Here is a 26604-nt window from a genome sequence, read left to right as displayed (position 1 = left end):
AGATATGATTTCATGACAAAAACATAAGAAAAAAGCTTGTATATGGTATTCTACCATAAGATAAATTTCTATCGCTGAGAATTTGTATCCTTCGTCATATCTAATGAAGCAATATTCATAAACGGCTTCTAATCACCCTATGTCCATTTGACGGCCCGATTTTCCCAGTCTGTTTCCATCGTTTTTATGAACAAGTGATAAAGGACTATATAAATGTAACCTAACGTGTTAATATTTGTATGGATATGAAGTTCCGTCATTTTTGGATGATCAGGATTCTGTCACGCGTGAGGAGCAAAGGGGAAGTCAAAGTGTACCTCTGGTTGCCCAAAACAATGGAGCCTTTTCTTTTCTGGATCCGTCGTTCCATCTTTAAGGTGCCATCATGTCATTTCTTGAGTAGATGGGGGACAAAATCATTATAGTAGAAATATAAGCAGCCGAAATCGCCTAAGGGCTGTGTGAAAGTTGGCTTGAACGGATATAAACAATATAATGAGAGTGTTTTAAGGCTGAAAAATCAGCAAAGCCAAAGACAACATGATCAAGTTTATAAGTTAAAAAAAGCGACGGCATGGTTCGTCATAAAAGATCTAAGAAAAAGTAATGACCAGCCGTTGCTCAGAAAGAGGGGAGCATATTGCAGGAGATTCAAAAAAGCGATCGAGAAAGAGTCATCATTGTTGGTTGCCAGCTTGCCGATGAAGATGATGATCGGTTTTCATATTCGATGGAGGAGCTTGCTTCGCTTGTTCATACAGCGCACGGAGAGGTGATCTTGCAGCTTTCACAAAAGCGGGAAGCGGTCCATCCAGCGACATATATCGGAAAAGGAAAAGTTGAGGAGCTTGCTCGACTTGTGGAACAGCTTGAGCCAGATGTAATTATTTTCAATGATGAGCTATCGCCAAGCCAAGCCCGGAATCTTTCTAAGCTGTTGGAAGCAAGAGTAATTGACCGTACCCAGTTGATTTTAGACATATTCGCGCAGCGAGCTCGCTCGAAGGAAGGAAAGCTGCAAGTCGAACTTGCCCAGTTGCAATATTTATTGCCGCGTTTAAGCGGGCAGGGTGTACAGCTTTCTCGTCTAGGCGGCGGAATTGGCACAAGGGGACCGGGAGAAACGAAGCTAGAAACCGACCGTCGTCATATCCGTCGCCGCGTTGATGAGATTAAAAATCAGCTAAAATGGGTAGTGGAACATCGCGTGCGTTATCGTGAACGCCGTAAGAAAAACAGGACATTTCAAATCGCGCTTGTTGGCTACACTAATGCTGGAAAATCAACGCTATTTAACCGTTTGACCAACGCTGATTCATTTGAAGAAAATTTACTGTTTGCTACGTTAGATCCTCTGACACGAAAATTCATCTTACCAAGCGGCTATACAGCGTTATTGACCGATACGGTCGGTTTTATTCAAGACTTGCCGACAACTCTTGTGGCTGCTTTTCGATCGACATTGGAAGAAGTGAAAGAGGCTGATTTGATTTTGCATGTCGTTGATTCTTCAAATTTGGATTATGTTCAGCATGAACAGACGGTTTACGATTTGCTACAAGATCTTGAGGTGTCAGCTATTCCAATTGTCACGATTTACAATAAGAGAGATCTTGCTGATAAGAATTTTATCCCAAGCTCGAGAACAGATTCGATTTTTATTAGTGCTTTAAATGAAACCGATCTGCAACAGCTTCGTCAATTTATTGAAACAGCAATGATTGAAGCAATGGAGCCTTATGATGTGTCAGTGTCGGCGTGTGATGGAAAATTGCTTGCCCAATTAAAGACAGAAACCATTTTACAAACGTTGCATTACCACGAGGAGAAAGAAATGTACGAATGCCAAGGGTTTATTTTGCCAGAACACCCGCTGTATCCACAGCTTAAAACTGCGCAACTCTAGCATGTATACGGAATTGAGCAATGGGGCTAGTTTCGGACAGGTTGGCCCCAGTGCGCTTTTTCCGCAATGTCTCCGAACGTTCTTATTGGGAAATTAGGTGGAAAAGCATGGCTTTCGTGCTCTTTGCCGACTGGCTTCAAATGGGGCTTTCAATGGGCGAATGGCACGGGTTAAAGGGCTTTCCGCAGACCTTGGCGCAAAATAGGAAAAGCGATAAGAATATCATAGACCATTGAGAAATTCAGCATAGAAAGGGTTTGTTTTATGTTTCAGCATTTAAAATACGGCAAAGAAATTGCAGTACTTGTTCAAGAAGTAGAGGAGCGCATAGCTCCAATGCATAAAGAAATCGAGCAGCGAATCGATTATAACCAGTATCGTGTTCTCGAAAGCTTTCGGCGCCATCAAGTCAGCGACGCTCATTTTATTCCTACAACGGGATATGGATACGATGATATCGGGCGCGACACACTTGAAAAGGTGTATGCAGATGTGTTTGGCGGAGAAGCGGGGCTTGTTCGGCCGCACATTATTTCTGGAACACATGCTATCTCGATTGCGTTATTTGGGATCCTTCGCCCTGGAGATGAGCTGCTCTACATTACGGGAAAGCCATATGATACGCTTGAGGAAATTGTCGGCATTCGTGGAGACGGCAGCGGATCGCTAAAAGAATTCCATATCCGTTATCGAAGCGTTCCTTTGACCGCAGAGGGGAAAATAGATGTTGAGGCTGTGAAAAACGCTATTCATGAGCGTACGAAGATGATTGGGATACAGCGCTCAAAAGGGTATGATCCTCGTCCTTCCTTTACGATTGCTGAGATTGAAGAAATGATCCGTCTTGTCAGATCGATAAAACGAGATGTAGTTGTATTTGTTGATAATTGCTACGGAGAATTCGTCGAAGAAAGGGAGCCTTGCCACGTGGGCGCCGATCTTATTGCTGGTTCTCTTATAAAAAATCCAGGAGGGGGGCTGGCGAAAACGGGAGGATATCTTGTCGGCAAAAAAGAATATATAGAAATGTGCTCTTACCGAATGACCTCTCCTGGTATTGGTGCAGAAGCGGGCGCTTCTCTTTATAGCCTGCAGGAAATGTATCAGGGCTTTTTCTTGGCGCCGCATATTGTCGGGCAAGCACTGAAGGGAGCGATATTTACGGCTGCGATGCTTGAGCGTGTCGGCATGAATACATATCCAGCATGGGATGCAAAGCGTACAGATCTTATTCAATCGGTGCAGTTTGATGACCCAAAGAAAATGGTTGCATTTTGCCAAGCTATTCAATTTGCCTCACCGATCAATTCTCATTTTATGCCATATCCAAATTATATGCCTGGGTATGAGGATGATGTGATTATGGCAGCTGGAACATTTGTTCAAGGAGCAAGTATTGAACTGACAGCAGATGGTCCGCTTCGTCCTCCATATGTAGCCTATGTACAAGGAGGATTAACGTACTCCCACGTAAAAATTGCGATTTGTACAGCACTTGATCACCTGATAGAAAAAGGTTTGATTTCTTTGTGAGAAAATATAACATTGTATTGACATATTACCTGACATTGTAATAAAATAAAAATATATGATTAAAGGAGGCGTTTGACATGAGTAGCAACATTCGACGTTCTATGCCGTTGTTTCCAATCGGCATTGTCATGCAATTAACAGAGTTGTCTGCTCGTCAAATCCGCTATTATGAGGAACATGGACTTGTTTCTCCTGCAAGAACGGAAGGAAATCGGCGTCTTTTTTCTTTTAATGACATCGACCGACTTCTTGAAATAAAAGATTTGATTGACCAAGGGGTAAATCTGGCTGGAATCAAGCAGATTTTTGCAGCGCGTCAGTCTGAAGCGAACCGTGAGCCGGCGGGAGAGAAAGTGGAAAAGGTTGTTAAGCAACAATTGTCAGATGAAGAACTGCGAAAAATGTTGAGAGCAGAGCTTATGCAAGCTGGACGCTTTAATCGCGCATCGCTTCGCCAAGGCGACATTGCCCGCTTTTTTCATTAAGTTAGTTTATTTTATGCTTTATATAAAGAATAATAGGGAGGATTTGGCATGGCGAAATATACAAAAGAAGATATCATCCGCATTGTCCAAGAGGAAAATGTCAAGTATATCCGTTTGCAATTTACGGATATATTAGGAACCATCAAAAACGTAGAAATTCCAATTAGCCAGCTACAAAAAGCGCTAGATAACAAGATTATGTTTGATGGTTCGTCCATTGAAGGATTTGTTCGCATTGAGGAATCTGATATGTATTTGTATCCGGACTTGGATACATTTGTGATTTTCCCATGGACAGCAGAAAAAGGGAAAGTGGCTCGTTTCATTTGTGATATTTACAATCCAGATGGTACTCCGTTTGAAGGATGCCCTCGTTATAATTTAAAACGCATGTTAAAGGAAATGGAAGCGTTAGGCTTTACGGCTTTTAACCTTGGTCCCGAGCCAGAATTCTTCCTATTTAAGCTTGATGACAAAGGAAATCCGACACTTGAATTAAACGATAATGGTGGCTACTTTGACTTGGCGCCGACAGACTTAGGGGAGAATTGTCGCCGCGATATTGTGCTTGAGCTTGAAGAAATGGGATTTGAAATCGAAGCCTCCCACCATGAAGTAGCACCTGGTCAGCATGAAATTGATTTTAAATATGCTAACGCGGTAAAGGCGTGCGACGATATTCAAACATTTAAGCTTGTGGTGAAAACAGTGGCTCGCAAGCATGGCTTGCATGCGACATTTATGCCAAAACCGCTCTTTGGCGTGAACGGATCAGGAATGCATTGCAACTTGTCATTGTTCAAACACAATGAGAATGCGTTTTTTGACCCAAATGGCGATTTACAATTGAGTGAGGTTGCCCGTCAGTTTATCGCTGGTGTATTAAAGCATGCACCGAATTTTACAGCTGTGACAAATCCGACGGTGAATTCTTATAAACGTCTTGTGCCTGGATATGAAGCGCCATGCTATGTGGCTTGGTCTGCGCGCAATCGCAGCCCGCTGATCCGCATCCCTGCTTCCCGCGGCATGAGCACACGGATTGAGGTTCGCAGTGTCGACCCTGCAGCTAACCCATATTTAGCAATGGCTGTGCTGCTTGCGGCTGGCTTAGACGGAATTAAAAACAAATTAACTCCTCCAGATCCAGTTGATCGCAATATTTACGTCATGACAAAAGAGGAGCGCCTTGAAGAAGGAATCGTTGATTTGCCGTCAACATTAGCTGAAGCACTGCAAAATTTAAAATCCGATGAAGTGATGATTCATGCGCTAGGAAAGCATTTATTTGAACATTTCGTCGAAGCGAAGGAAATTGAATGGGATATGTTCCGCACACAAGTCCATCCGTGGGAACGCGATCAATACATGGCCCTTTATTAATCGTAAAACCCCTTGACCCTCTAGGTGTTGAGGGGTTTTTATATCGGGCATTTTTCGATTGTGAATATGCGTTTTATCAGCTGCCCGATTTTAGTTAATAAATGTCGATTCACTTTGAAGTGTTGTTTTTTAAAATCGTTGATATAATGCGGTTATCGCTCTAATTTTAATCTCATAACCTCTCATGCAATTTGATTTTCTCCCACGTCTTGAGTAGGTTTTTATTCTCCGCTGCAACAAAATCAGTCTCTAATTTCAAGACAATCTTCTCATCTTTGTGTCTAGGTATAATATGAAAATGAATATGTTTAATATCTTGCTGCGCCCAATATCCGTTATCTTGAATTACTGTAAAGTCTTTGCAAATTCCCGATTTAATTAATTTTTTTGACACTATTATCAAGGAATTCATTAAAGCATTAGCGATTTGATTGTCTTTTATATCATCAAGCCTCTCTATATGTTTATTGGTGACGATTAAGGTATGACCAATACTTACCGGATTTATATCAAGAAATGCTGTTACATAATCATCTTTATAAACCTCATAGCAGGGAGACGTACCATTAACGATTTCGCAGAATACACATTTTTTCATTTTACTCATTTACACTTTACCAAGTGTTCCTCTCTTTCTAACAATTTTTTCACAACTCACAAAAAATAACACTCCTATACAAAACGTTGCTAGCGTTAAGAATTTTATGTAAATAAGAATATCCTTTGCTTGTAGAAATTAACTTACGTGTTGCCTTTAAACATGGCTTGCAGTTCTGCGCGGGCTTGATCAAAGCCAATGTGACAGCGTATGGCAAAGCGCTGGTTGTAGCCTTCAAACTGCGAAACTAAGAACTTTTCTAGTGCTTCTTTGTGAGGAAATTGCTCTTTCCGCTTGGTATATTTCTTGATCTGCTTGTTAAAGGATTCAATAAGATTAGTAGAGTTTTTCTCGATCAGATCAGCGATTTCAGCCATGGTTACGCCTTTTTGGAATATGCGAATAACAAAAGATTCTAACGTGTCGTTAGATCGTTTGTAGGGAGATACGGCCTGCTGCTTAAAATCTCCATTACGATCGCGAGAAATGTGGAGGTGTAAATCGCCGTATTCCGTATGGGGTGTACATGTATCGTTCGCATTGCGAGAATTATCTGAATGGAATCCTGCACGATCATACTTTTGTAATCGAGAAAGGCCGTTAACTCGGTTCCAGAAACTGATTCATTGCTTTTTCCAGATGGATACGGAAAATTTCTGTTGTGTCTTGCTTCGTGATCTAGAGCTTGAACTTGTTGTAAAATGATTCATAGGGGAGGCCTCTTTTCTGTGAGTGGTTGTGTGGTAACTCAATTCTACAAGAAAAAGTCTTCCTTTTCTATATTATCTATTTACACAAAATATTTTATACTCCCTTGGTGGCGTTTTTTAGTCAGATTTATTAGGAATATTAAACATTATAGAAAGTATTTTCTATTTATGTGGTTGATCAAAATAAAATTTTAATAGAAAAAATATAGTAATATGTTGACAGAAAATATATAAATTTGGTAGTTTTAGTAATGTATACATGAATAAACTTATTAGGAGGAGAGTATGAAAAAAGCTTTTTTTAAAAAAATTTTAGCATTATCTTTAGTCAGTATTTTGGGATTAACTCTTTTCCCATCTTATGAAAGGCCTGTAAAAGCTGATGATTTTACTTGCCAACCTTATAAAATGCCCACCCAAGGTACAATATCATCATATTATGGCTGGAGAAATGGTAGTTTCCACCATGGTATAGATATTGCCAAATCAGGAGATGTACCTGTTTACGCCGCATATGCTGGTATTGTATCAAGGGCCTATTATTCTAGTTCTTATGGAAATGTTGTCTTTATTAAACATCGTGGTGGAACAGCTGAAACGGTTTATGCTCATCTAAAAAGTTTTAGTGTAAAAGCTGGAGATGCGGTTTCCCCTGGACAGCAAATTGGATATATGGGTGACACAGGAGATGCAGATGGCCAACACTTGCACTTTGAAATCCACAATCCAGAATGGAATAGCTCAAAATCAAATTCAACAGATCCCATTCCTTTATTACCAGATGAAACTACTTCCCCTATATGTTGGGATGGGGACTTAATGAAAAAAGGTCAGATTGGTAGAATTACAGTCTTAAAACCTATTAATCTTTGGAAACGCGATGCTAATGATAAGCTGACTTTTGTTCGCGTCTTAAATCCTGGAGAAGTTTATCGAGTTTATGGATATGATGATCTGTATGGTGGACAATATAATGTTGGCTCTGATCATTGGATTACAAAAATGGATGGTTATATCAAATATGAAACTCCAAGTAAATGGAGATTAGATGAACTAAAACGTATTTATCCATAATCGATAAGGCATCCTTCGGGGTGCTTTTTTATTTGATAAAAAATGGGTACCTAATTGAGATAAATGGTATAAAAAGTTGTTTTTTGCTGACAATTAATCATCCAATCATGTAGGAATGTATCTTTTGTTATCGAATGATTCTAAATGGAGAGGATGGGAATGATCGACCTGCATGTCCTAGTTGTGGTACAGGTGGGATTGAAAATATTATATCAAGCAATAGTGTGAGAAGAGATAAAAAAGGCGATAAAAGGCTGAATGAAGTATACTGCCTGCTATGCGGATATATTTATGGAGTGTTTGGGAAGATTGAGAATATCATGTCATCATAAATTTAAAAAGAACTCTTGTGGTGCTTTTTATTTTGCGAAAACATCAAATTAAACTTTCGTGGAGGAGTGAAATCAAAGAAAGAATTTTATGTTAAAGGATGGATCATGGATGAATAATAGAGTACAACAATTCTGGAATGATTTTTGTATAGCAACTCATCAGGAGGGGATTGAATATAAAGATGCCTTTCAATTTGGAGCTTCTGCTGATTGGTTAGCCGATTTAGTTGTTAGAGGAAAGAAAACTGCGACAACTTCCGGTTTCGTGTTTTATGAGTTAGAGAAAGAAGCTATACCTAAAGTTGGTGAACATTATATTGTTTTAAATGGTCGGGAAGAGCCAGTCGCAGTCATTCAAATTCAATCCGTTGAAGTTGTTCCGATGAATGAGGTGACAGAGGAATTTGCTTTAGCGGAAGGCGAAGGTGATTATCGTTCTTGGTGGAATGCACACGAAAAGTTTTTTACCAAATCATTAAAAGAATACGATATGGAATTTTCACCAACTATGTTAGTTGTATGTGAACGGTTTGAAAAAGTGTATCCAAAATAAAGAAGTTAATTTAAAAAAGGAATTGATTTAAAGCAGCCGAATAATCGGGTGCTTTTTATTTAGAGTGTGAAGGAAGCTCTCTCTCTTTGTCGAATTAAGTAGGAAAAGGGGGGATTACGCATGAGAAAAGATGCTTTTGAATCCTCAAAATCAATCGGATTTTCAACGCGGGCTGCTGGTTTTTCGAAAAACGTTATTGAACCACCAAAGCTGAATTTTTCCGACGTTGCACTTACTAACCCTAATTTAGCAAGTGAGTTCTATAAAAGATTAATCGAAATGATTAATGATTTTGAAGGAGATTTAGACGAAGAACATGAAGTTGGGATAAGATTGGTTTCATTTGGGCAAACATTGCAATTTCATATTGAAAGTATAGGTTATTGTAATCCTAGTCTAATCACGTTTCAAGGCAGACTACAGAATGGCGCGCGTGTAGAGCTAATACAGCATGTATCACAAATAAACTTTTTGTTAATGGCATTGCCAAAAATGGATGAAAGTGGTCCACCAAGACGCATTGGATTTAACTTAGATGAAAATGAGTAACATATATCAGGGGATTTCAAACATCAAACACCTGTAAAAAAATTCTACTTGAGTGGAAAGACAGCGGGAAGATATAGAGTGCGCCGTTTTTTGGTGTCCTTTATTTTTCATTGAGGTAAAATATGAAATTTGCTATAGTATGTAAAACTAATAAAATTCATATTATAAAGAGGGGTCTGCCGTTGAGAAAACTTTTTGTGGTTTTTGGATTACTGCTGATTGTGGTCTTAGGAAGCGGATTTTTCGTACTCAATAAGACACCTGCTAAAAATACGGAATCTCAACCTAAAAATCAAATGGAAGCTATAAAGCCAGAAGTATTACAAAGGGGAGTGGACCCCAATACTTATCCTAAATATGAGTCTAATTTCAATCTTTATTTTGCTCATCTGAATGCGTCTATTTTTGTAGACAAATCCAAAGTCAACAACGGCGGAAAGCCTCTTAGTGCTGAGGATTATAAGTCTATTTTAAACGAAATGAAAAAGAATTTAAGCGAAATTAAATACGATAACAATGGAGAAAAGAAAGCTGAATTAGATAGAGCAATTAAATTAGTGGATCAAGCCATTCAAAGTAAGGCGAAAAAAGGCGATCCGATTTTTAATGAAATTCATCAAACGATACATGATCTGGACGTCTATTTTAACACGACGCACTTTGTCGATGAATGATCTGTAAATACCTTTCTTTAAAAACGCATTTTTAAAATGAATTTGTTTTATTAATAAACAAATTTAATTAGAGGGGGGAGACAGAATACATTGAGGCGAATAATTAGATACGCTATAGGCATTATTCTGATAGGAATTGGTATAAACATACTAATCCAAGCTCACAGAGGATTAGACCCTTGGGGGACTTTTAATGTTGCAGTAGCAAGAGCCTTTAATATGTCTTTGGGCGTTTTTTACATTTGTTCTGGAAGCTTTTTTGTAGTACTTAATGCTGTTATTCAAAAAAAAGACCGGATATTGCACATAACCCTGTCAAGTAGACAATGAAAAAAAGAGTATATTAAGCAGCGGTCTTTTCTCGATATTCAATCGGGGAAAGATCGTTAAATTTTTCTTGAAAACGATTGTGGTTGTAAAAATGAATATATTCTTGAATAGACTGATCAACCTGTTCGATCGTTTGGGGGCGCACTAAATACAACTTCTCTGTCTTTAAATGTGAGAAGAAACTTTCGATACATGCATTATCATGACAATTTCCTCTTCGCGAATGGCTTCCTTGAATCTTGAGTTCTTTGAGCTGGTTCTCATATGATTGGGTCGTGTACTGAAATCCTTGATCGGAATGAAGGAGAGCATTCTTGCCAAACGTTCCCCTCTCATTGTTTCAGGGTGTTGAATACCAAATGAAGATCATTTCTTTCAGATCGTTCCCATGCGACGATTTCATGGTTATATAAATCTAAAACCGCTGACAAGTAAGCAAACGTATCTCCAACACGCACATAGGTAATATCTGTTACGAGTTTTTGGAACGGAATCTCCGCATAGAATTCACGGTTTAATACATTTGGAAATCCTACAGATCCTCTAATGCCGTAGAAATGTCGTTTCTTCCGTTTTTATCTTACCTATGAGGGATTGAAGCCGTTCCTTGCTGTTTGAGCGTTTTTTTGTATAAAACCGTACATTTGTTCTTATTTTTATATTCTTCAATCAGGAAATTTTTAAAATATGTTGAATTTTTTGGTTAAAATTATAAAAATTTTCATAATGAAGTCGATAAATAGTATAGGAGTTTATTCCACTTTATTTCTTAAAAAAGAAGGAGGAGTAAAAGATGAAAAAATTTATACTGGCATTCTTTACTTTATGTTTGAGCTTGGTAGTTGTTAATACTACTGAAGCAGCAACTCCAATTGGAGAAAACTCTTCTATTTTTATTGAAAATCTCAAAAAAGAACATCCTGATTGGGTAATAAATCCTGTAACCCAAGAAGAAGTCTCTGAAATTCGTAAAGAGATGGCTACAACAAATTCAATAACAGGATCTGCGCCACCGGTTACAGCATTATATATTGATCAAGTAGGATGGGATCTTGAAACTACAACGCCACAAATCCAATATATTAATAATGAATTAACCTCTGCACCTGTTAGAGGAATCACTGGAGTTGGAGCTGTAGAAATAGGATATGGGCATTATTTCCAATGATTAGGTGCAGAACAAATAACTTATAACGATCCAACTTATCTTATAGAAACATCAACTATTGATTTTGAAGGTGATACGATTGTAGATGGTTTTTACCATGTTGTATATTTTGATTCTAATGTGAAAATCCCTAGTGCTTCTTCCGTTGAATATCGTTGTCAATCTACTTCAATGAATTATTCTTGGAATACTATGACCGCTTTTATTAACATTCCACATCAATAAATAGAAAAGGAGTGAGAATAATGTTGAGTGGATTAAACCAAGAACAGATTGCAAATTTTAATTCTAATCGTCAACTTTGGATGCTTCGATCTCTTTATGGATATAAAGGACATGTATTAGAGGAAAAAAATAATATTGTTACTTTAGATGGTAAAGATTTTAGAAATATGATGGAAAATGCAACTGAACCCATTAATCCAGATAATGTGATACACATGTCAGCAGAAGAAGAACGTCGACTTCGCAGTAACGGAAACAGTGAACTTCTTATTCAAGCATTAAAAAGAGCTGGTGAATTAGGAATACTAGATCCAAATGGGCATCAAAAATCACCTGTTGTACAACGAATTAATCGAAACATCAATCAAAGTTTAGGATATAAAGCTTACGGATTATAATCAAGAAAAACTGGAAAAGGCGTTTGTGACCGCTAAATAAAACTGAACAGAATTCGATTGATTAAATTGAACAGTTTTTTACCAGTTAGAAGCGTGCGCTTTACGTGGAGTGGCGTACATGATAGCCTCGTTTCATGTGGCTGATTCTTGTTGTTGTTGTTCGCTTTTTAGAAAATATCTTGTACGCAGAGGCTCCATGTCAAGTGATAGGGATTACGCTGGAATTTCCAGAAAAGTGTTCACTCTTATTTAGCGAAAACTGTTCAATTTTACTTGACGGTTACAGCGTTCATTTCGTCATGCATGAACGCCTTCTTTTTTTATTGTTTTTTCAATAATCAGGGGTTGTATCTTACCTATCGAGGAGGTGATTCCATGTTCGTGTCGGCCGACTGCGTTGTCCCTTGTGTTCCAATCCGGTTCAGCCTGACGAAAAAGTATTTCTCGACATCATCAACACCGTCATCCATCAGAAATGCTACTATCAATCCTCTCGTCCTCGTTGGAAGGGGGCTTTCTCTGTTATTTTGTTCACTTCTTGTTCTCTATTGTTGATAAAGATAATCTTTTTTTGAAGAAATGACCGTTTTGAGATGGATCATATTGGTGATTATAGCGCTCTGGCTCATCTTAATTCCAATCAAATACAAGCTGAATTTCCAGGGAGATAAATGATGGAATGTTCAAAAATCGAAAAGAAGTCGAGGGCTTCATAAAAAGTGAAGTCCTCGGAGTTGCTGAAACTTTGGAAATATTGGGTGTGACTTATCAACGTTTAAGCCAACTTATAGAATCAGGAAGAATCGTTCCGAAGAAGATAAGTTATTTTTCGGAGTGATATTGGACAACTTGAAAAGGAATTGAAAGAACTTCGGAAAAAATACCGCCCCTATAATTAAGTAGTTTGTTGAATCTGCCTTCCCTGCTTGGTGTGGGGGTTATTTTTTAATCAAGTGTTCTATATAAGGTAATGTGTAGGTAAAAAGAGATGAGAGGGGGTTAGTAATGAGGAAGGTCATTTCAAAAGTAAATATCGATCCCAAAGAAATTGAAAGCAGAATTTCGGAAGCGTTCAAACAAATGAGAGGTAAAACAACTTTAAAAGTCATCACATAACGCTTGCAGCAATCAGACACCTTAGAGAAAGAGGATTTAGACTTTGTTTTTCTGGCATGGCCGCTGATTCTTTAAGCTATGGAGAACGGCCCAAAGTAGTTTCCTGCATTTATATCCTTCTTCATGCGAATTAGTCAAATTTTAATGGTAAAATATCACTACTAAACTGTAAGATAAGGAGGATTTCATTGTTTAGGGATATAAAGATAAAAGTGGTATCAGGTATACTAACTTCAATTAATTCAGGCTTTTTATATTATGTAATTGAGTCCAAAGGTGTAACGGTATCAAAGGAATTAAATATTTTAGAAGGACTATTAAAAGTTCTTGTCAGTTCCCTGCTCTATTCTATAGTGTACATACTTCCGTTAGTTTAGTTGTTTTATTCAGTATACCGCTCTCTTTATTTATAGACTATGCATTACAAAGAACAAATCAAGCTTGCTATATCATTTGTCCTCCATGCCATCGTCTATTTTATTATCGTAATCATATATTGGGGAATCAGGTTTGGGGTAGATAAAATAATGGATATGAGGGATTCAGAAATCGTCTATAATTTATTTTTGTTTATGTATACTCCGTGTGTTTTTTGGATTATAACTACGTAATAAAAAATTTTCGAGTCCAATGACGCTGTGAGGAAGAAGGGAGAAAAGCATAGGCAAAAAGTGTATAGGGTATATAGTTGAACCAGAGGGTGTGAGGGAAGAAAGGGGCATAGCCCCAAACTGCCCGGTAGCTGCCCGATAATTGTCCGATTTTAGTTAATAAATGTTGATTCATTTTGAAGTGTTATTTTTTAAAGTTGGATACAGGCCACAGGTTCTGTTCTATCCCTTATTGGACAAATCCAGGAGGAATCTGAGGAAATACATCTTAACATTCATGAATAAGATTTTTTAGTTGTAATTTTAGATGTTAGGCATCCAAATAATTGGTTGCTTTTTATTTTATTCATCGGAGTGATGACTATGAAGTTTGATGATTGTTTACGAAATCAAATGAACTTATCATTCGATTTCTCAAGCGATACAGCTGTAAAACATCGTCATTGCGACATTCAATATACTTTAAGAATGAAGCTATCGACTGGCTAATCAATAGCTTTGTGTACGTCATTGTGAAAATGATTGGCAACGGCTGACGGTGCTTTTCACCATTTCCAAAGACACTCCATGAGATTCAGCTTTGGAGAAGAAGGTGCTTTTCTTAATACACAGCAAAACATCATAGGAAGAAAATCACACAGATAGTACGATCATAAAAAATAATGAATATTCGGATAAAACACTAAAAAATGAGCGCGGAATATGAGATAATAAAAAAAAGGAGGTTGATTTATATGAAAAAGATACCTCTTAGAGTTTTGTTTATAACAATCGTTTTGTTTTTTGTTAGTGGTGGACTTAGTGGTGCGGTAGTCTACCATATGAGCGATGCAGCGGAAGCAGCGAAAAAAGAGTACCAGCAAGAAATCAATCAATACTTGTCAGAAAAAGACATGAAAATAAAAAATGATCTATCCAATGTAACACAGTCTGAAATCCAGCGATTGCAAGATGAAACTAAAAAATACTTAAATGAAAAGCTCAATCAAGATTATCAACAGTCTTTAAATCAAAAAACAGAAGAAATTAAAAAAGTTACCGATCAGAAGATAGAAGAGATAAAAAACTACATTGATCAATTACTTAAAAATCAATGATGGTAAAATAAGAAATGAAACAAAACAATAGAATAATAATAGGATATTCTACCGAAAAAAAGCGATGATGATTCATAGACTTGATTTTGGTCTGTAGTTTTCATCCTGTCGGCAAAGCACGATATAAATAAAACTTAACGATTGAACCAATAGTATCTGTACCACGGTTGGAAGGCAAGTCCACAGGCTTGCCTTCTCGTCATGTATCCGCGCGATGAAGGTCTGAACAAACTCTATTTTATGGTTCTGTGTTCTTGGGTTCAGGCCTTTGTCGCTCCATCTCAGTCATGTTTTTCGGTTTTCTGGATACAGCTATAAGAGAAATAATAAATCCGATTCCTAAGATAGCAGATAGTGTCCATGCGAAAAAGTCAATAGATAACATGGCCTGATGCCCTCCTTTTTTGATGTTATGTAAATGATATGCAGAGATATGGATTCGCATGATTATGGTGATGAGGAATCAAAAAAACAAGAAAAAGAAATGCTTTCCTTGAATTTAGATTATTAGCCATATACCCTAAGGGAATAGTCTCATTTAAAGAGAAAGACTAGGAAAGAAGTTCGATGAGGTTTAAAGGAATTACGATTCATCCTGTATATAAGTGCTGAATGGTTTCGGCATTGGGTCCATTTGCGAATGATCGAAATCCAACGAAAAGATGGAATAGACGCCCCATTCAAAAGCAGAATTTGTTTTTCGCCGGTTCGAGACAAGTCCGTGACTTGCCTCGGTCATAGCAGCTGTAGTCTCTACAGTTACAACGTTAGTCACTATCATTTTATCTGTCAAGAACGATACGGATTATGATGTAGAGAAATGATTTGCTGTTCGTTCCTGTCTTTATGCAGCATCCGTCTTAAAATGGGCAAAAATGTACCGCTCAAATGAATTGCACAAAATGATGTCGCTTCCATCCATATAGACAAATAAGAGAACCTAGCGGATTTTAACAATGATCGAATAATCATCGCTACTTAAAACAAGGGCAGATAAGGTGAATTTCACTTTATCTACCCTTGTTTGTTATTGAATCATGCGATATACGCCGATCACTTTCCCGAGAATCGTAACATCGTTGACGATAATAGGCTCCATATGAGGGTTTTCTGGCTGTAGGCGAATGTGGCCTTGTTCTTTAAAAAAGCGCTTGACGGTTGCTTCGTTTTCTTCCGTCATAGCAACGACAATATCTCCGTTATTAGCTGACTGCTGCTGACGAACAATGACAAAATCTCCGTCTAAAATGCCTGCCTCAATCATACTATCGCCCATTATTTCAAGCATAAAAACATGGTCCTCTGCAGAAACGAAGCGTTCTGGGAGCGGAAAATAGTCCTCCACATTTTCGATAGCGGTTATTGGTTGCCCTGCCGTTACCTTTCCGATGACCGGAACATTGATCACATTGCTCGGCCGCATGAATGAGGCAAAATCCGGATCTAATATTTCAATCGCGCGAGGTTTAGTTGGATCACGGCGGATGTATCCTTTGCTTTCAAGCCGAGCTAAATGTCCATGCACCGTTGAGCTAGAGGCAAGTCCAACCGCTTCGCCAATCTCACGAACGGAAGGAGGATACCCTTTAGTTTTTACTTCTTTTTTGATGAAATCGAGAATTTGCTGTTGGCGTTTCGACAGTTTGGTCATGTTTCACACCTCTTACCCATCGTTTTTTTTATTATAACACGAGGAGAACAAAAAAACAAACATAAGTTCGAAAAAATGGTTGACGCAAACGAATGTTCTTAATATAATGGGTAAAAAAGCGAACAAACATTCTAAGAGGTGGGAGAAGATGAAAGTTACTCATTATCTCGTGTTTTCATGCTTGGTGTTTATGCTACTATCGGGTTTCGTGTATGCGAGCCATCCGATTCAAAAGGAGAAATATTTAAAAATTACGGTAGAATCCGGAGATACGCTTTGGGGAATAGCCAATGAATACAGATCTTCACATCAGCTTTCAACGAAAGAATTTATTGAATGGGTAATGAATGTAAACCATTTGCCAAATGAAAAAATTGCTGCGGGTGAAAAGCTAGTGATTCCCGTGTTAAAATCAAAGGCAGAAAAGAAGCTAGTCGTCAGTAAATAATAATGGAGATGATGGAATGAAAGCGATTATTTATTGTCGGGTGAGCACAAACAAAGAGGAACAAGAAACATCACTGCAACGGCAGAAGGAGGAGCTTGAGCAGCTCGCCGAAACATATCGTTTTCAAGTCGTTAAGGTCATTGAAGAGCGGGCAAGCGGTTATGAGATTGAGCGAGACGGGATACTGGAGCTTTTAGAAGCGCTGAAAGAGGATAAAATCGAAGCCGTTCTCATCCAAGATGAAACGAGGCTTGGACGAGGAAATGCAAGAATTGCCTTATTGCATTGTATTCAAAAAGAAGGAGCCAAGCTGTATACGGTGTGCCATCATGGAGAACTACAGCTATCAGAAGCTGATTCCATGGTACTAAGTATCCTCAGCATCGTAGAGGAGTATCAGCGCAAAATACATAACTTAAAAATCAAGCGCGGGATGCAAAAAGCCGTTGAACGTGGATATCGGCCAGAACGAAATTTGAAAAATATAGGTGAACATGCCGGAAGAGATCGCCTTGAGCTACCAATTGAAGAAATTATCCGTCTGCGCAGGAACGGACTGACCTTTGCTGAAATTGCGGCGACTTTGCGCGGATTTGGATATGATGTGTCGAAAGCGACTGTCCATCGCCGCTATCAGGAATATGAGCGGAAAAGTCAGTCAACATAGTTGTCAAGGATCCATTTCTCTAGTAAGATGGGGGCATAATATTTTTCGAAATAGGTGGAATGAAACGATGATCTCAAAACAAAAAATCGCTCGCATTAATGAATTAGCGAAAAAGGCAAAGACAAGCGGGTTGACAGAAGTGGAGAAAAAAGAGCAAGAGCAGCTTCGCAAGGAGTATCTTCAAGCATTTCGCCAAGCGGTAACGGATACTCTGCATTCTGTAAAAATTATTGATCCAAATGGAAAAGATGTGACGCCCAAAAAATTGAAGGAAAGTCAAAAAAATCGGTTGCATTAAGAGAAGCAAGCATTCTCATCAGTCAAAGATTCTTGATTTTTTGAAGAAACGTTGTACATTTTTTCTTACTTTCTATATGATAGAAATGGATAAAACGCTACGAAACGAAAGGATGAGCAAAAAATGGCACAAACGATTGATCAATTGGCCATCACGACAATCCGAACGTTGTCGATTGATGCAATTGAAAAAGCGAATTCCGGGCATCCAGGCATGCCGATGGGCGCTGCGCCGATGGCCTATACGCTTTGGACCAAATTCATGAATCATAATCCAAGCAATCCAAAATGGTTTAACCGCGACCGTTTTGTGCTATCTGCGGGTCATGGCTCTATGCTTTTATATAGCTTGCTTCATTTAAGTGGCTATGACGTATCAATGGAAGATATCAAACAGTTTCGCCAATGGGGGAGCAAAACACCCGGACATCCGGAGTACGGTCATACACCTGGAGTAGAAGCAACAACAGGTCCGCTTGGTCAAGGGATTGCGATGGCTGTCGGTATGGCAATGGCAGAACGTCATTTAGCGACTACATACAATCGAGATCATTTTGAGATTATTAACCATTACACATATGCCATTTGCGGCGATGGAGACTTGATGGAAGGGGTTGCCTCTGAAGCAGCTTCATTAGCTGGTCATTTGAAACTTGGCCGTCTCATCGTTCTTTATGATTCGAATGACATTTCGCTCGATGGAGAGCTGCAGCTTTCCTTCTCGGAAAATGTCGCACAGCGCTTTGAGGCATATGGATGGCAATATTTGCGCGTTGAGGATGGAAACGATATCGAGGAAGTTGCGAAAGCACTTGAAACAGCAAGAGCAGATGTCAATCGCCCAACGCTCATTGAAGTGAAAACAACAATTGGCTATGGATCGCCAAATAAGGCAGGAACTTCTGATGTTCACGGCGCTCCGCTTGGCGCAGATGAGCTAAAACTAACAAAAGAGGCTTATAAATGGACGTTTGCCGAAGATTTTTATGTACCGGAAGAAGTATATGGCCATTTCCGTCAAGTTGTTCAAGAAGTGGGAGCACAAAAAGAAGCGGAGTGGAATGAATTGCTTGCCGCTTACCAAAAAGCTTATCCAGATTTAGCGAACCAATTGAAGCTGGCGATCGATGAGCAGCTCCCTGAAGGATGGGAAGAGCAGCTGCCTGTTTACCCAGAAGGCAAGAACATAGCTACACGCGCATCCTCAGGAGAGGTGTTAAATGCGATTGCGAAAGCTGTTCCACAGTTTATTGGCGGTTCCGCGGATCTTGCGGGATCGAATAAAACGCTGATTAAAGGAACAGGCAACTTTATGCCGGAAAGCTATGAAGGGCGAAACATTTGGTTCGGGGTTCGTGAATTTGCCATGGGAGCGGCATTGAATGGAATGGCGCTTCATGGGGGAGTAAAAGTATTTGGCGGTACATTCTTTGTGTTTTCTGATTATTTGCGTCCAGCTATCCGTCTTGCTGCATTAATGGGCTTACCAGTCACCTATGTGTTTACGCACGACAGTATTGCGGTCGGTGAAGACGGACCGACTCATGAGCCGATTGAGCAGCTTCCTTCATTGCGGGCAATGCCGAATTTATCGTTAATTCGCCCAGCAGATGCGAACGAAACCGCGGCCGCATGGCGCTTAGCACTGGAATCAACGGATCGCCCAACAGCGCTTGTGTTGACAAGACAAAACCTCCCGACGCTTGCAACCACGGCAGAGCGCGCATATGAAGGTGTGAAAAAAGGTGCATATGTCGTATCAGAAGCAACGAATGGAGAACCGCAGGCCTTGTTGCTTGCTTCCGGTTCAGAAGTGAGTTTAGCTGTTGAAGCGCAAAAAGCGTTGGCTTCTGAGGGCATTTATGTTTCGGTTATTAGCATGCCATCTTGGGATCGTTTTGAACAGCAGCCGGAAGAATATAAAGAGCAAGTTTTGCCGTCTGCTTTGAAAAAGCGTCTAGCGATTGAAATGGCGGCTTCATTCGGGTGGGAGCGCTATACGGGAGATGAAGGAGACATTTTAGCAATCGATCGCTTCGGCGCTTCTGCTCCAGGCGAACAGATTATGAAAGAGTATGGGTTCACAGTGGAGCATGTAATCGAGCGTGTAAAGAAGCTTTTGCATCCATAATGAAATAAGGTGAAAAAGCTGCCTTTTATTAGCGAAAGGTAGCTTTTTCTTTTGTTTCGACAAAAATAGTGAAGAATTTTTGCGCCAATAGACACGTTTCTCTCTTCTGTTTTTCTATAATAGGTAAAAAGAAGAAAAGAATGGAGGACGAAATGTGACGCGCTATTGGATTTATTTGTTTCGAGACGATGTAGTGAAAGATTACTATCATCGTCCAGAAAAAATCGTCGAGCTGCTTCGGGAATATCAAAAGGCCCCTTTTAAAAGTGTTTGCCATAAACAAGTTGAATTTATTACAGAACGCATTTCGTTTTCACGTGTAGAGCTAGGAATAAAAGAGCATTTTTCTGGACAAGTTGAGAGAAACTTGGAACGAAATATGCTAATGTTTAAACATGATCAAACGAATGAAGAGGCACTTGTCATTGTCCAAAAGCGCCGCTTACTCCTCATTAGCGATTGCTATGATTTAACCAATCGTATTTTCCAGTCATTAGCTATGATATCATCCGCTTTTCTAGCGATTGACAGCGAGTTTAGCCACTATCAATGGCTCAAAGCAGAATTAGAAAACAGAAAATTTGCCTAAAAGATGGAAATAAAAATAATGATTTGGGATAGCGTGTCTATGTGAAAAAAGGGCGTTGGATCTTGGGAGAAAAAATCACATGGACTGGCAATAGAAAGGCAAGTCTTTGGACTTGCTTTTCGTTCGTATTCGCGTGATCGACCGTCGTCCACTTGTGGACCAATGTTGATGCACCAGCAGTGATTCATTTAGCCTTCGATCCATTTACCAATGATAGAGATTCAGTGAAAAGATGGAACATATATAGTCAAAAGCAGATTCCCATTTTTTCGACGGTAGGAGATAAGTTGGCGACTTATATCGATCACGCTCCAGCGTGAAAAAATTGGAAGATTCACTCAGTTCAATCAAGATCGTCTTCTTGATCTGCTCTTCTGTAGCAAACTGTATTTATTGTTCTTTCTGATCGACGGAATTGTGCGTAAATAAAAGATTTTTAAGGGAAAATATTGTATAATAGCTCATTGTTTAGTACACTGTTAGATAGACAACATGAAGGAGGAAAAAGCAGTATGTGGACAACGATTCTTGTTGGCATTCTAGCGCTTATCGCTGGAACAGCGCTAGGATTTTTCATTGCCCGTAAAACGATGATGAACTATTTAAAGAAAAACCCGCCAATTAATGAGCAAATGATTCGAATGATGATGATGCAGATGGGAATGACACCGTCGCAAAAGAAAATCAACCAAATGATGAAAGCGATGAACAACCAGCTTAAATAAACATGGGACAGGCACTCCGCGGAGTGTCTTTTTATTTGCGCTAAACGGTGTAAAAGCTAACAAAGCAGGAGTTAGATCGAATGAGCTTTTAAGAGGGGGGACGCCTGAACGTCGTTAGTAGCGCAGCGAACGAAAGCTTGTCTATACAAGTGGTCCGTTACTCTGCAACAAACGGAATGTTTCATAGTGAGAAAACGCCTCATCGTTTTTTTTACTGAGAAGAGAGGCGTTTCTGTTTCTTGTATACGTATTCATTATATTGGTTCAAAAGCAAGTCCAATTCTTGGCTGATTTGAATGGTAATCGCTGCGTTTAATCCACTTTTGGCAACCATTTCAATCAGTTCGTTTCTTTTCTTTTCAATGAGCCGAAGCATCTCTTGTTTTGACACGGGAGAACAAGTCCTTTCTGTTGTACAAAGTTATATAGGTATTGTATACTATTCTGGCAATTAATTCAAAAGAAAAAAGTCGGTTTTTTTTTAAATTCATACATCACCATTAAGATTTATTTTTTGGTAAAATTAAAGAAAAAATAGAACTTGTGGGGTTGAAATTGATGACAGACGTAAATCTTTTTTTAGCATTTGGAGCAGGATTTTTATCGTTCATTTCTCCATGCTGTCTGCCGTTATATCCGGCATTTTTATCTTATATTACCGGCATTTCGGTCGCGGAACTGCAAGCGGAGAATGCGATGTTGCAAAAGAGGAGCTTGTTGCATACGCTGTTTTTTTTGCTTGGTTTTTCTCTTATTTTTGTTTCCATTGGATTTGGCACTTCACTAATTGGCGAACTGTTTAAACAATATCAAGATTTTATTCGGCAAGTCGGCGCCATTTTAATTATTTTCTTTGGATTTGTGATCATCGGTGTATTTAAGCCAGGCTTTTTGATGAGAGATCATCGCATTTCCTTTCGCAATCGTCCGTCAGGGTATGCGGGATCGATATTGATTGGCATGGCTTTCGCAGCAGGGTGGTCGCCGTGCACAGGCCCGATTTTAATGTCAGTGATTGCTTTAGCAGCGACAAATCCAGGATCAGGAATGGTTTATATGACAGCTTATTCTCTAGGCTTTGCCGTTCCGTTTTTTCTTTTATCGTTTTTTATTGGGAAAATGCAATGGATTCGCCGCTATCATATGAAAATTATGAAAGCAGGCGGATATGTGATGATTATAATGGGGATTTTGCTGTTTTTTGACTGGATGACGAAAATCATTATCTACACGACCAGTATTTTTGGAGGTTTTACGGGATTTTAGCGCTATCGAAAAGGAGTCTCCCATTTCTAAACAAAGCGTAGGTGATGGGATGTTTTCTGTCAAAAGGAATCATAGATTGTCACTATATTTAAGTTGAAATTCTTCCGCAAATTCGTTACATTGTTGCATAGGATTATTGTCGACCCATGATCGCGCATATTATTTTTCTGGCTAATAGGGGGATTATTATGGCAAAAGTGTTGATTGTCGATGATGCGAAATTTATGAGAATGACATTGTCAAATATTTTAAAAAAAGCGAATTGTGAAGTAGTAGGAGAAGGAGAAAACGGAAAAGAAGCGATCGAGCTGTATCAAGCATTAAAGCCAGACATCGTAACGTTAGATATTACAATGCCTGTAATGAATGGCATTGAAGCGATCAAAACGATCAAACAAATAGACCCGAAAGCGAAAGTTATTATGTGTTCGGCGATGGGACAGCAAAAAATGGTGGTTGAAGCAATCGAGGCAGGAGCGATCGATTTTATTGTGAAGCCGTTTGATGAAAGCCGTGTGATGGAAGCGATTGCCCGTGCTTTAATGTAAAATAGGTGGATTTTGGAAATTTAAAGTGTGTAAATAGACACCTAAATAATGGAATGTAGGCTGTGTGTTGATTTAAAGCATATTGCTGCGTGTTCAGTAGTGATGACGGTGACACTAATTTTAGAGCGGCTTCTGGGCATGCTCTATTTGCGTGTTTTTGTTGCTGCTGAATCTTCTTGCTTATAGAAGTCTATAATGAAATAAAGGAAAGCAGTAAAATCTTATAGCAAAGGATGATTTGCTTGGCAATTTTAAGCACAATTATCGCGATTATAATGGCGCTACTCATTTTGTTTGTTCGTATGAAGGCATCGAAAAAACCGACAAATGCCAAAAAAATTATTCTGCCGCCGCTTTTTATGAGCACCGGCTCGCTCATGTTTTTAGATCCACTGTTCCGCGTGACAAAAGGGGAACTGATGGAAGCCATTGTTTTAGGTGCCTGTTTCTCGGTTTTTTTAATTAAAACATCCAAGTTCGAAATTCGCGATCACCATATTTACTTAAAGCGGTCCAAGTCATTTGTTTGGATTTTAGTTGGTCTTATTATCATTCGTCTTGGTTTAAAGGTCTATTTAGGCAGAACGATTGATTATCATCAGCTGAGCGGCATGTTTTATTTATTGGCATTTGCGATGATCGTTCCGTGGCGAGCGGCGATGTATGTTTCTTATAAACGTCTAGAGAAGCAATTAAACAATAATCCGACTCTTTGGTCGACACAATAAAAAAGATGGGGACTCCCCATCTTTTTTGTTGTGTCGAATTTACTCAAGTAAATGAGCATATGGCGCCAAATCGATTTGCTTTTCGTTTAAAGCTTTGACTAAAAATTTATGATCACGTTTTGGTGTAGCGATAATGTAACCGCGGATAACAAGATCTTTTGTAATGCGTGAAGCTTGCTCTTGAAGTGCTAATTCGCCGATTTTACCTGCGATTTTCTGGCGAGCGACATCGCGAAATAACTCGGGAACGGGCTTCACTAAGTCCTCAAGCAGCGCTTTTTCTTCCTCTCCCCACAAATGCCGGGTCTGCTCAATGTAGTATTCCTGCCAATCGAGCTCTGATTTTCCGTCTGCTTTTGGCAGGCGCTTTAAAAATTTACGGAACATAAAAAAGCCGCCAATCGACATCATCGTAAGCAAAAAGACCACCCAGAATAAAATAAACCAAAGAAACCAGCCTGTTAGCATGTTTTCACCTCAATACAGCCTTCATGATCTATCAAACATTATCTCTAAAAGAAGAATATTTGGCAAGAACGCTGTTATAAGCGCTGTTACGAAACTGTAATACAACTGTAAAAAAATAAGCTCGTCCTTTATATATCAACAGATGGAGAACATTTCATGAGCTGGAATGGAAACGTCGCCCAGTGTCAGCACACTTGAAACATGCTAATCTAGTAAATGCGAACGGGAAAACCAAAAAGCGACTATGAGGAGGCCATCATGATCAAAAGGATTTTAGCAATACTCGCAGTAGTTGGCTGTATGGTTGTAGCGTTTACGCCACATAAAAGTAGTGCAGCAACCACATATACATACTATAAAGTGCAAAAAGGAGATTCGTTTTATAAAATCGCTCAAAAATACAAAACGAGTGTTTCAACGTTAAAAACGCTAAATAAAAAAACAACAGACCGCATTTTGGTCGGAGAAACATTGAAAGTGCCTGTCATAGCAACAGCGAAAAAAACGACAACCGCTTCGTCAGCAGCGAAATGGAAAATTACCGCAGAGGAAAGAACGCTTTTAGCGCAACTTGTTCAAGCGGAAACAGGATCTAGTGAACCGTTCGCAGGAAAAGTAGAGGTTGCGCTTGTGATTCTGAACCGGGTCAAAGATCCGGCGTTTCCTAACACGATAAAGGGCGTGATTTATCAAAAAACGAAAACAGGCTATGCGTTTGTTCCTGTCAAAACAGGAAAGCTGACAAAAATCCGTCCAACAAAGCAAGACTACGATGCGGTTGATCGCGCGGTAGCATTATTCCCAAGCGATCGGCGCCATTCGTTGTATTTTTATAATCCGGCTATTACAAAAGACCGCTGGATGCTTTCAAGACCTGTTACCATCCGGATCGGTCATCACGCATTTGCAAGATAAGCCAAAAATATTGATAGAAGAAGGCCTCTTTCCGCTGGTTGAGTTTGTTAACAGGCTGAAAAGAGGCTTTTGTTCATGATGCAATCATGCTTTCAGCTTTATCGATCTAAAGTAATAAATGAACCTATATAAATCCCATTTCAACTTTCGACATATGAACTTGTGCGATACGTTAGGGGCTTTTTTAAATCTATCCGCAATGCGTTCCAAAAAGATAGATTCCCAGAAGTAGAACTGACTAACAATCATATTTTCTTTTATATGTTCACACACATTTTAACAAAGTGAATGGCGATTATTATTTGTAAACCAAATAAATAAAAAAATCTAAAAGCTATTAAAAACGATAGCTTTTAGATTTTTGGGAGGGGAAGCCTTGGGCAGTTGCCCCTTTCTTCTGTCTATTTTGTTGCATTACATATCATGTCCAGCGTTATGCTTTTGCCGCGTATGATTGCGGTTTTTGACTTTTTTGGAGCCGTCCAGCGGTTTGGGTTGTCCCGACTGTTCGTTATTGCGGCCGTTTTTTGCTGTGTCTTTGCTCATAAAAATAACCTCCTTTTATTGATTAGGATAGCAGGGTTTTTTTTATTTATTCATCGTATAAATTTTTGAATATTTGACACGATATAAATGTGCAATGCAGTGGAAGGAGGAAGAACATGCCGTATCATAAAGATAAGCAACAAGCGTTTCAAGCCGCTGAACAAGGGACGATGGAAGCGAAGGAATGGTATGACCATTTAGTTCGCGATCAGGCCGATTACGGAAGCCAGTTAAAGCATTTAAAGCAGGAAGTCAATGAAGCATTTGAACAAATCAATAACGCAATGGAAGTCGCTTCAGAAACGCAGCGACTGCGTCTTGAACAATTTCGTACGGATTTGCAAACGATTGTAGACGAGGTAAACGAGATTCAATAAAAGGGGCTGTCCAAAAAGTCAGGGTAACTGACTTTTTGAAGCCCCTCTCATTTTTTTCATTTTTTAAAAAAGTACACAAAAAAATCGTCCTATCCTGTAAAATGAAGGTACCACCACAACATTCCAGAAAGGACGATTTTTATGAGCAATCAAATGATTACTACTGAAAATTATAACACGCAAATGACACTTTTTCCAGAGACAGAGGAAAAAAAGCCCTCTAAAAGACCATTAGCCCCTACTTTTAAACCCTATGACAATCGTCAAACTCAAGTGATTTTTGATATTGAAGCCCTTATACCAGAACATCACGTCGCACGAGTAGTGGACGAAATGGTGGAATCTGTACCAGATGAGCTATTGTTTTCTCATTATAAAGGTGGTGGCAGAAGTTCCTATCATCCCAAAATGATGCTTAAAATCATTCTGTATAGTTATTCCCAAAAGGTTTATTCCTGCCGTGGAATCGAAAAACTAATAAAAGAAAATCTTCCTGCCATATGGTT

General features: G+C 39.1%; 31 protein-coding genes and 2 pseudogenes. 25 read left to right on the top strand and 8 right to left on the bottom strand.

Annotated elements, in window-relative coordinates; genetic code table 11:
- Positions 1-640: 640 nt before the first annotated feature.
- The 5 genes from hflX to glnA all read left to right on the top strand — a co-directional run bounded on the left by hflX (position 641) and on the right by glnA (position 5307).
- Positions 641-1906: a GTPase HflX gene (gene hflX, locus B6A27_RS16155; RefSeq protein WP_221211952.1), complete on the top strand. Its 1266-nt coding sequence runs from the start codon at positions 641-643 to the stop codon at positions 1904-1906.
- A gap of 107 nt (positions 1907-2013) precedes the next feature.
- Positions 2014-2142 (top strand): hypothetical protein, encoded by a 129-nt coding sequence (locus tag B6A27_RS19280; protein ID WP_255375097.1) that lies wholly within the window; start codon positions 2014-2016, stop codon positions 2140-2142.
- Positions 2143-2170: 28 nt separating this feature from the next.
- Entirely contained in the window at positions 2171-3439 is a 1269-nt protein-coding gene (locus B6A27_RS16150; protein WP_044745292.1) for a methionine gamma-lyase family protein, read from the top strand.
- A gap of 77 nt (positions 3440-3516) precedes the next feature.
- Positions 3517-3924, top strand: a complete 408-nt coding sequence (locus B6A27_RS16145; RefSeq protein ID WP_044745291.1) for a MerR family transcriptional regulator — start codon at positions 3517-3519, stop codon at positions 3922-3924.
- A 48-nt stretch (positions 3925-3972) separates the two neighbouring features.
- Positions 3973-5307 (top strand): type I glutamate--ammonia ligase, encoded by a 1335-nt coding sequence (gene glnA / locus B6A27_RS16140; protein WP_066147395.1) that lies wholly within the window; start codon positions 3973-3975, stop codon positions 5305-5307.
- Positions 5308-5479: 172 nt separating this feature from the next.
- On the opposite strand, the gene B6A27_RS16135 is transcribed toward glnA, so the two are convergent.
- The 3 genes and pseudogenes from B6A27_RS16135 to B6A27_RS19515 form a co-directional block, all read right to left on the bottom strand.
- The gene (locus B6A27_RS16135; protein ID WP_080862646.1) at positions 5480-5914 is read right to left on the bottom strand and encodes an HIT family protein; all 435 of its coding nucleotides are present in this window, start codon (positions 5912-5914) and stop codon (positions 5480-5482) included.
- A 134-nt stretch (positions 5915-6048) separates the two neighbouring features.
- Positions 6049-6216: a hypothetical protein gene (locus B6A27_RS19520; RefSeq protein ID WP_483294919.1), complete on the bottom strand. Its 168-nt coding sequence runs from the start codon at positions 6214-6216 to the stop codon at positions 6049-6051.
- A gap of 36 nt (positions 6217-6252) precedes the next feature.
- Positions 6253-6583: pseudogene (locus B6A27_RS19515) on the bottom strand (transposase); the annotation flags it as partial.
- 317 nt (positions 6584-6900) lie between these two features.
- Between B6A27_RS19515 and B6A27_RS16125 the strand changes: the two are divergent.
- The 5 genes from B6A27_RS16125 to B6A27_RS19510 all read left to right on the top strand — a co-directional run bounded on the left by B6A27_RS16125 (position 6901) and on the right by B6A27_RS19510 (position 10127).
- Entirely contained in the window at positions 6901-7689 is a 789-nt protein-coding gene (locus tag B6A27_RS16125) for a M23 family metallopeptidase (RefSeq protein WP_080862645.1), read from the top strand.
- A 441-nt stretch (positions 7690-8130) separates the two neighbouring features.
- Complete coding sequence (locus B6A27_RS16120; RefSeq protein ID WP_080862644.1) at positions 8131-8574, top strand: ASCH domain-containing protein; 444 nt, start codon at positions 8131-8133, stop codon at positions 8572-8574.
- Positions 8575-8694: 120 nt separating this feature from the next.
- On the top strand, positions 8695-9123 hold the full coding sequence (locus B6A27_RS16115) for a DUF6173 family protein (RefSeq protein WP_221211951.1): 429 nt from the start codon (positions 8695-8697) through the stop codon (positions 9121-9123).
- A gap of 182 nt (positions 9124-9305) precedes the next feature.
- The gene (locus B6A27_RS16110; RefSeq protein WP_139788153.1) at positions 9306-9797 is read left to right on the top strand and encodes a hypothetical protein; all 492 of its coding nucleotides are present in this window, start codon (positions 9306-9308) and stop codon (positions 9795-9797) included.
- A gap of 90 nt (positions 9798-9887) precedes the next feature.
- A complete protein-coding gene (locus B6A27_RS19510) occupies positions 9888-10127 on the top strand; it encodes a DUF6198 family protein (RefSeq protein ID WP_080862642.1) in 240 nt (79 codons plus the stop codon).
- Positions 10128-10140: 13 nt separating this feature from the next.
- Here the strand turns inward: B6A27_RS19510 and B6A27_RS16100 are convergent.
- Positions 10141-10699: pseudogene (locus B6A27_RS16100) on the bottom strand (IS3 family transposase); the annotation flags it as partial.
- 221 nt (positions 10700-10920) lie between these two features.
- Between B6A27_RS16100 and B6A27_RS16095 the strand changes: the two are divergent.
- The 3 genes from B6A27_RS16095 (at position 10921) to B6A27_RS16065 (ending at position 14742) form a co-directional block, all read left to right on the top strand.
- Complete coding sequence (locus B6A27_RS16095) at positions 10921-11295, top strand: hypothetical protein (RefSeq protein ID WP_080862641.1); 375 nt, start codon at positions 10921-10923, stop codon at positions 11293-11295.
- 245 nt (positions 11296-11540) lie between these two features.
- Entirely contained in the window at positions 11541-11918 is a 378-nt protein-coding gene (locus B6A27_RS16090) for a hypothetical protein (protein ID WP_080862640.1), read from the top strand.
- A 2461-nt stretch (positions 11919-14379) separates the two neighbouring features.
- A complete protein-coding gene (locus tag B6A27_RS16065) occupies positions 14380-14742 on the top strand; it encodes an NAD(P)/FAD-dependent oxidoreductase (protein ID WP_044745280.1) in 363 nt (120 codons plus the stop codon).
- Between the two features lie 1027 nt (positions 14743-15769).
- Here B6A27_RS16065 and lexA read toward each other — a convergent pair.
- The gene (gene lexA, locus B6A27_RS16060; protein ID WP_044745279.1) at positions 15770-16393 is read right to left on the bottom strand and encodes a transcriptional repressor LexA; all 624 of its coding nucleotides are present in this window, start codon (positions 16391-16393) and stop codon (positions 15770-15772) included.
- A gap of 148 nt (positions 16394-16541) precedes the next feature.
- Between lexA and yneA the strand changes: the two genes are divergently transcribed.
- From yneA to B6A27_RS16030, 6 genes are all read left to right on the top strand, one after another.
- Complete coding sequence (gene yneA / locus B6A27_RS16055; protein WP_044745278.1) at positions 16542-16841, top strand: cell division suppressor protein YneA; 300 nt, start codon at positions 16542-16544, stop codon at positions 16839-16841.
- Between the two features lie 16 nt (positions 16842-16857).
- A complete protein-coding gene (locus B6A27_RS16050; protein ID WP_044745277.1) occupies positions 16858-17508 on the top strand; it encodes a YneB family resolvase-like protein in 651 nt (216 codons plus the stop codon).
- Between the two features lie 67 nt (positions 17509-17575).
- Complete coding sequence (locus tag B6A27_RS16045) at positions 17576-17806, top strand: DUF896 domain-containing protein (RefSeq protein ID WP_080862636.1); 231 nt, start codon at positions 17576-17578, stop codon at positions 17804-17806.
- Positions 17807-17929: 123 nt separating this feature from the next.
- Positions 17930-19936, top strand: coding sequence for a transketolase (tkt, locus tag B6A27_RS16040; protein ID WP_080862635.1), 2007 nt, complete (start codon positions 17930-17932; stop codon positions 19934-19936).
- 154 nt (positions 19937-20090) lie between these two features.
- Positions 20091-20525 (top strand): sporulation inhibitor of replication protein SirA, encoded by a 435-nt coding sequence (sirA, locus tag B6A27_RS16035; RefSeq protein WP_044745274.1) that lies wholly within the window; start codon positions 20091-20093, stop codon positions 20523-20525.
- A gap of 512 nt (positions 20526-21037) precedes the next feature.
- Positions 21038-21250 carry a YneF family protein gene (locus tag B6A27_RS16030; RefSeq protein WP_044745273.1) on the top strand — a complete coding sequence of 71 codons (213 nt, stop codon included), beginning with the start codon at positions 21038-21040 and terminating at the stop codon, positions 21248-21250.
- A 211-nt stretch (positions 21251-21461) separates the two neighbouring features.
- On the opposite strand, the gene B6A27_RS16025 is transcribed toward B6A27_RS16030, so the two are convergent.
- Positions 21462-21641: an aspartyl-phosphate phosphatase Spo0E family protein gene (locus tag B6A27_RS16025; RefSeq protein ID WP_044745272.1), complete on the bottom strand. Its 180-nt coding sequence runs from the start codon at positions 21639-21641 to the stop codon at positions 21462-21464.
- A gap of 167 nt (positions 21642-21808) precedes the next feature.
- Here B6A27_RS16025 and B6A27_RS16020 point away from each other — a divergent pair, with 167 nt between their 5' ends.
- The 3 genes from B6A27_RS16020 to B6A27_RS16010 all read left to right on the top strand — a co-directional run bounded on the left by B6A27_RS16020 (position 21809) and on the right by B6A27_RS16010 (position 23792).
- A complete protein-coding gene (locus B6A27_RS16020; protein WP_066147414.1) occupies positions 21809-22516 on the top strand; it encodes a cytochrome c biogenesis CcdA family protein in 708 nt (235 codons plus the stop codon).
- Between the two features lie 188 nt (positions 22517-22704).
- Positions 22705-23064: a response regulator gene (locus B6A27_RS16015; protein WP_044745270.1), complete on the top strand. Its 360-nt coding sequence runs from the start codon at positions 22705-22707 to the stop codon at positions 23062-23064.
- Positions 23065-23297: 233 nt separating this feature from the next.
- A complete protein-coding gene (locus B6A27_RS16010) occupies positions 23298-23792 on the top strand; it encodes a CcdC family protein (protein WP_369815497.1) in 495 nt (164 codons plus the stop codon).
- A 39-nt stretch (positions 23793-23831) separates the two neighbouring features.
- Here B6A27_RS16010 and B6A27_RS16005 read toward each other — a convergent pair whose 3' ends face one another.
- Positions 23832-24260 carry a DUF2621 domain-containing protein gene (locus tag B6A27_RS16005; RefSeq protein WP_044745268.1) on the bottom strand — a complete coding sequence of 143 codons (429 nt, stop codon included), beginning with the start codon at positions 24258-24260 and terminating at the stop codon, positions 23832-23834.
- Positions 24261-24518: 258 nt separating this feature from the next.
- Between B6A27_RS16005 and B6A27_RS16000 the strand changes: the two genes are divergently transcribed.
- Positions 24519-25175: a cell wall hydrolase gene (locus tag B6A27_RS16000; protein WP_066147419.1), complete on the top strand. Its 657-nt coding sequence runs from the start codon at positions 24519-24521 to the stop codon at positions 25173-25175.
- A gap of 414 nt (positions 25176-25589) precedes the next feature.
- Here B6A27_RS16000 and B6A27_RS15995 read toward each other — a convergent pair whose 3' ends face one another.
- Positions 25590-25721, bottom strand: a complete 132-nt coding sequence (locus tag B6A27_RS15995; RefSeq protein ID WP_063504932.1) for a small acid-soluble spore protein P — start codon at positions 25719-25721, stop codon at positions 25590-25592.
- A 116-nt stretch (positions 25722-25837) separates the two neighbouring features.
- On the opposite strand from B6A27_RS15995, the gene B6A27_RS15990 reads away from it, so the two are divergent.
- Both B6A27_RS15990 and B6A27_RS15985 read left to right on the top strand, forming a co-directional pair.
- Complete coding sequence (locus tag B6A27_RS15990) at positions 25838-26098, top strand: hypothetical protein (protein ID WP_066147422.1); 261 nt, start codon at positions 25838-25840, stop codon at positions 26096-26098.
- Positions 26099-26239: 141 nt separating this feature from the next.
- On the top strand, positions 26240-26604 hold a 365-nt coding region (locus B6A27_RS15985), incomplete at its 3' end, for a transposase (RefSeq protein WP_139788151.1).

It is taken from the genome of Anoxybacillus sp. UARK-01, assembly GCF_002075365.1.
GTDB classification, from domain to species: domain Bacteria; phylum Bacillota; class Bacilli; order Bacillales; family Anoxybacillaceae; genus Anoxybacteroides; species Anoxybacteroides rupiense.
This window is presented reverse-complemented; position numbering and strand designations above follow the sequence as displayed.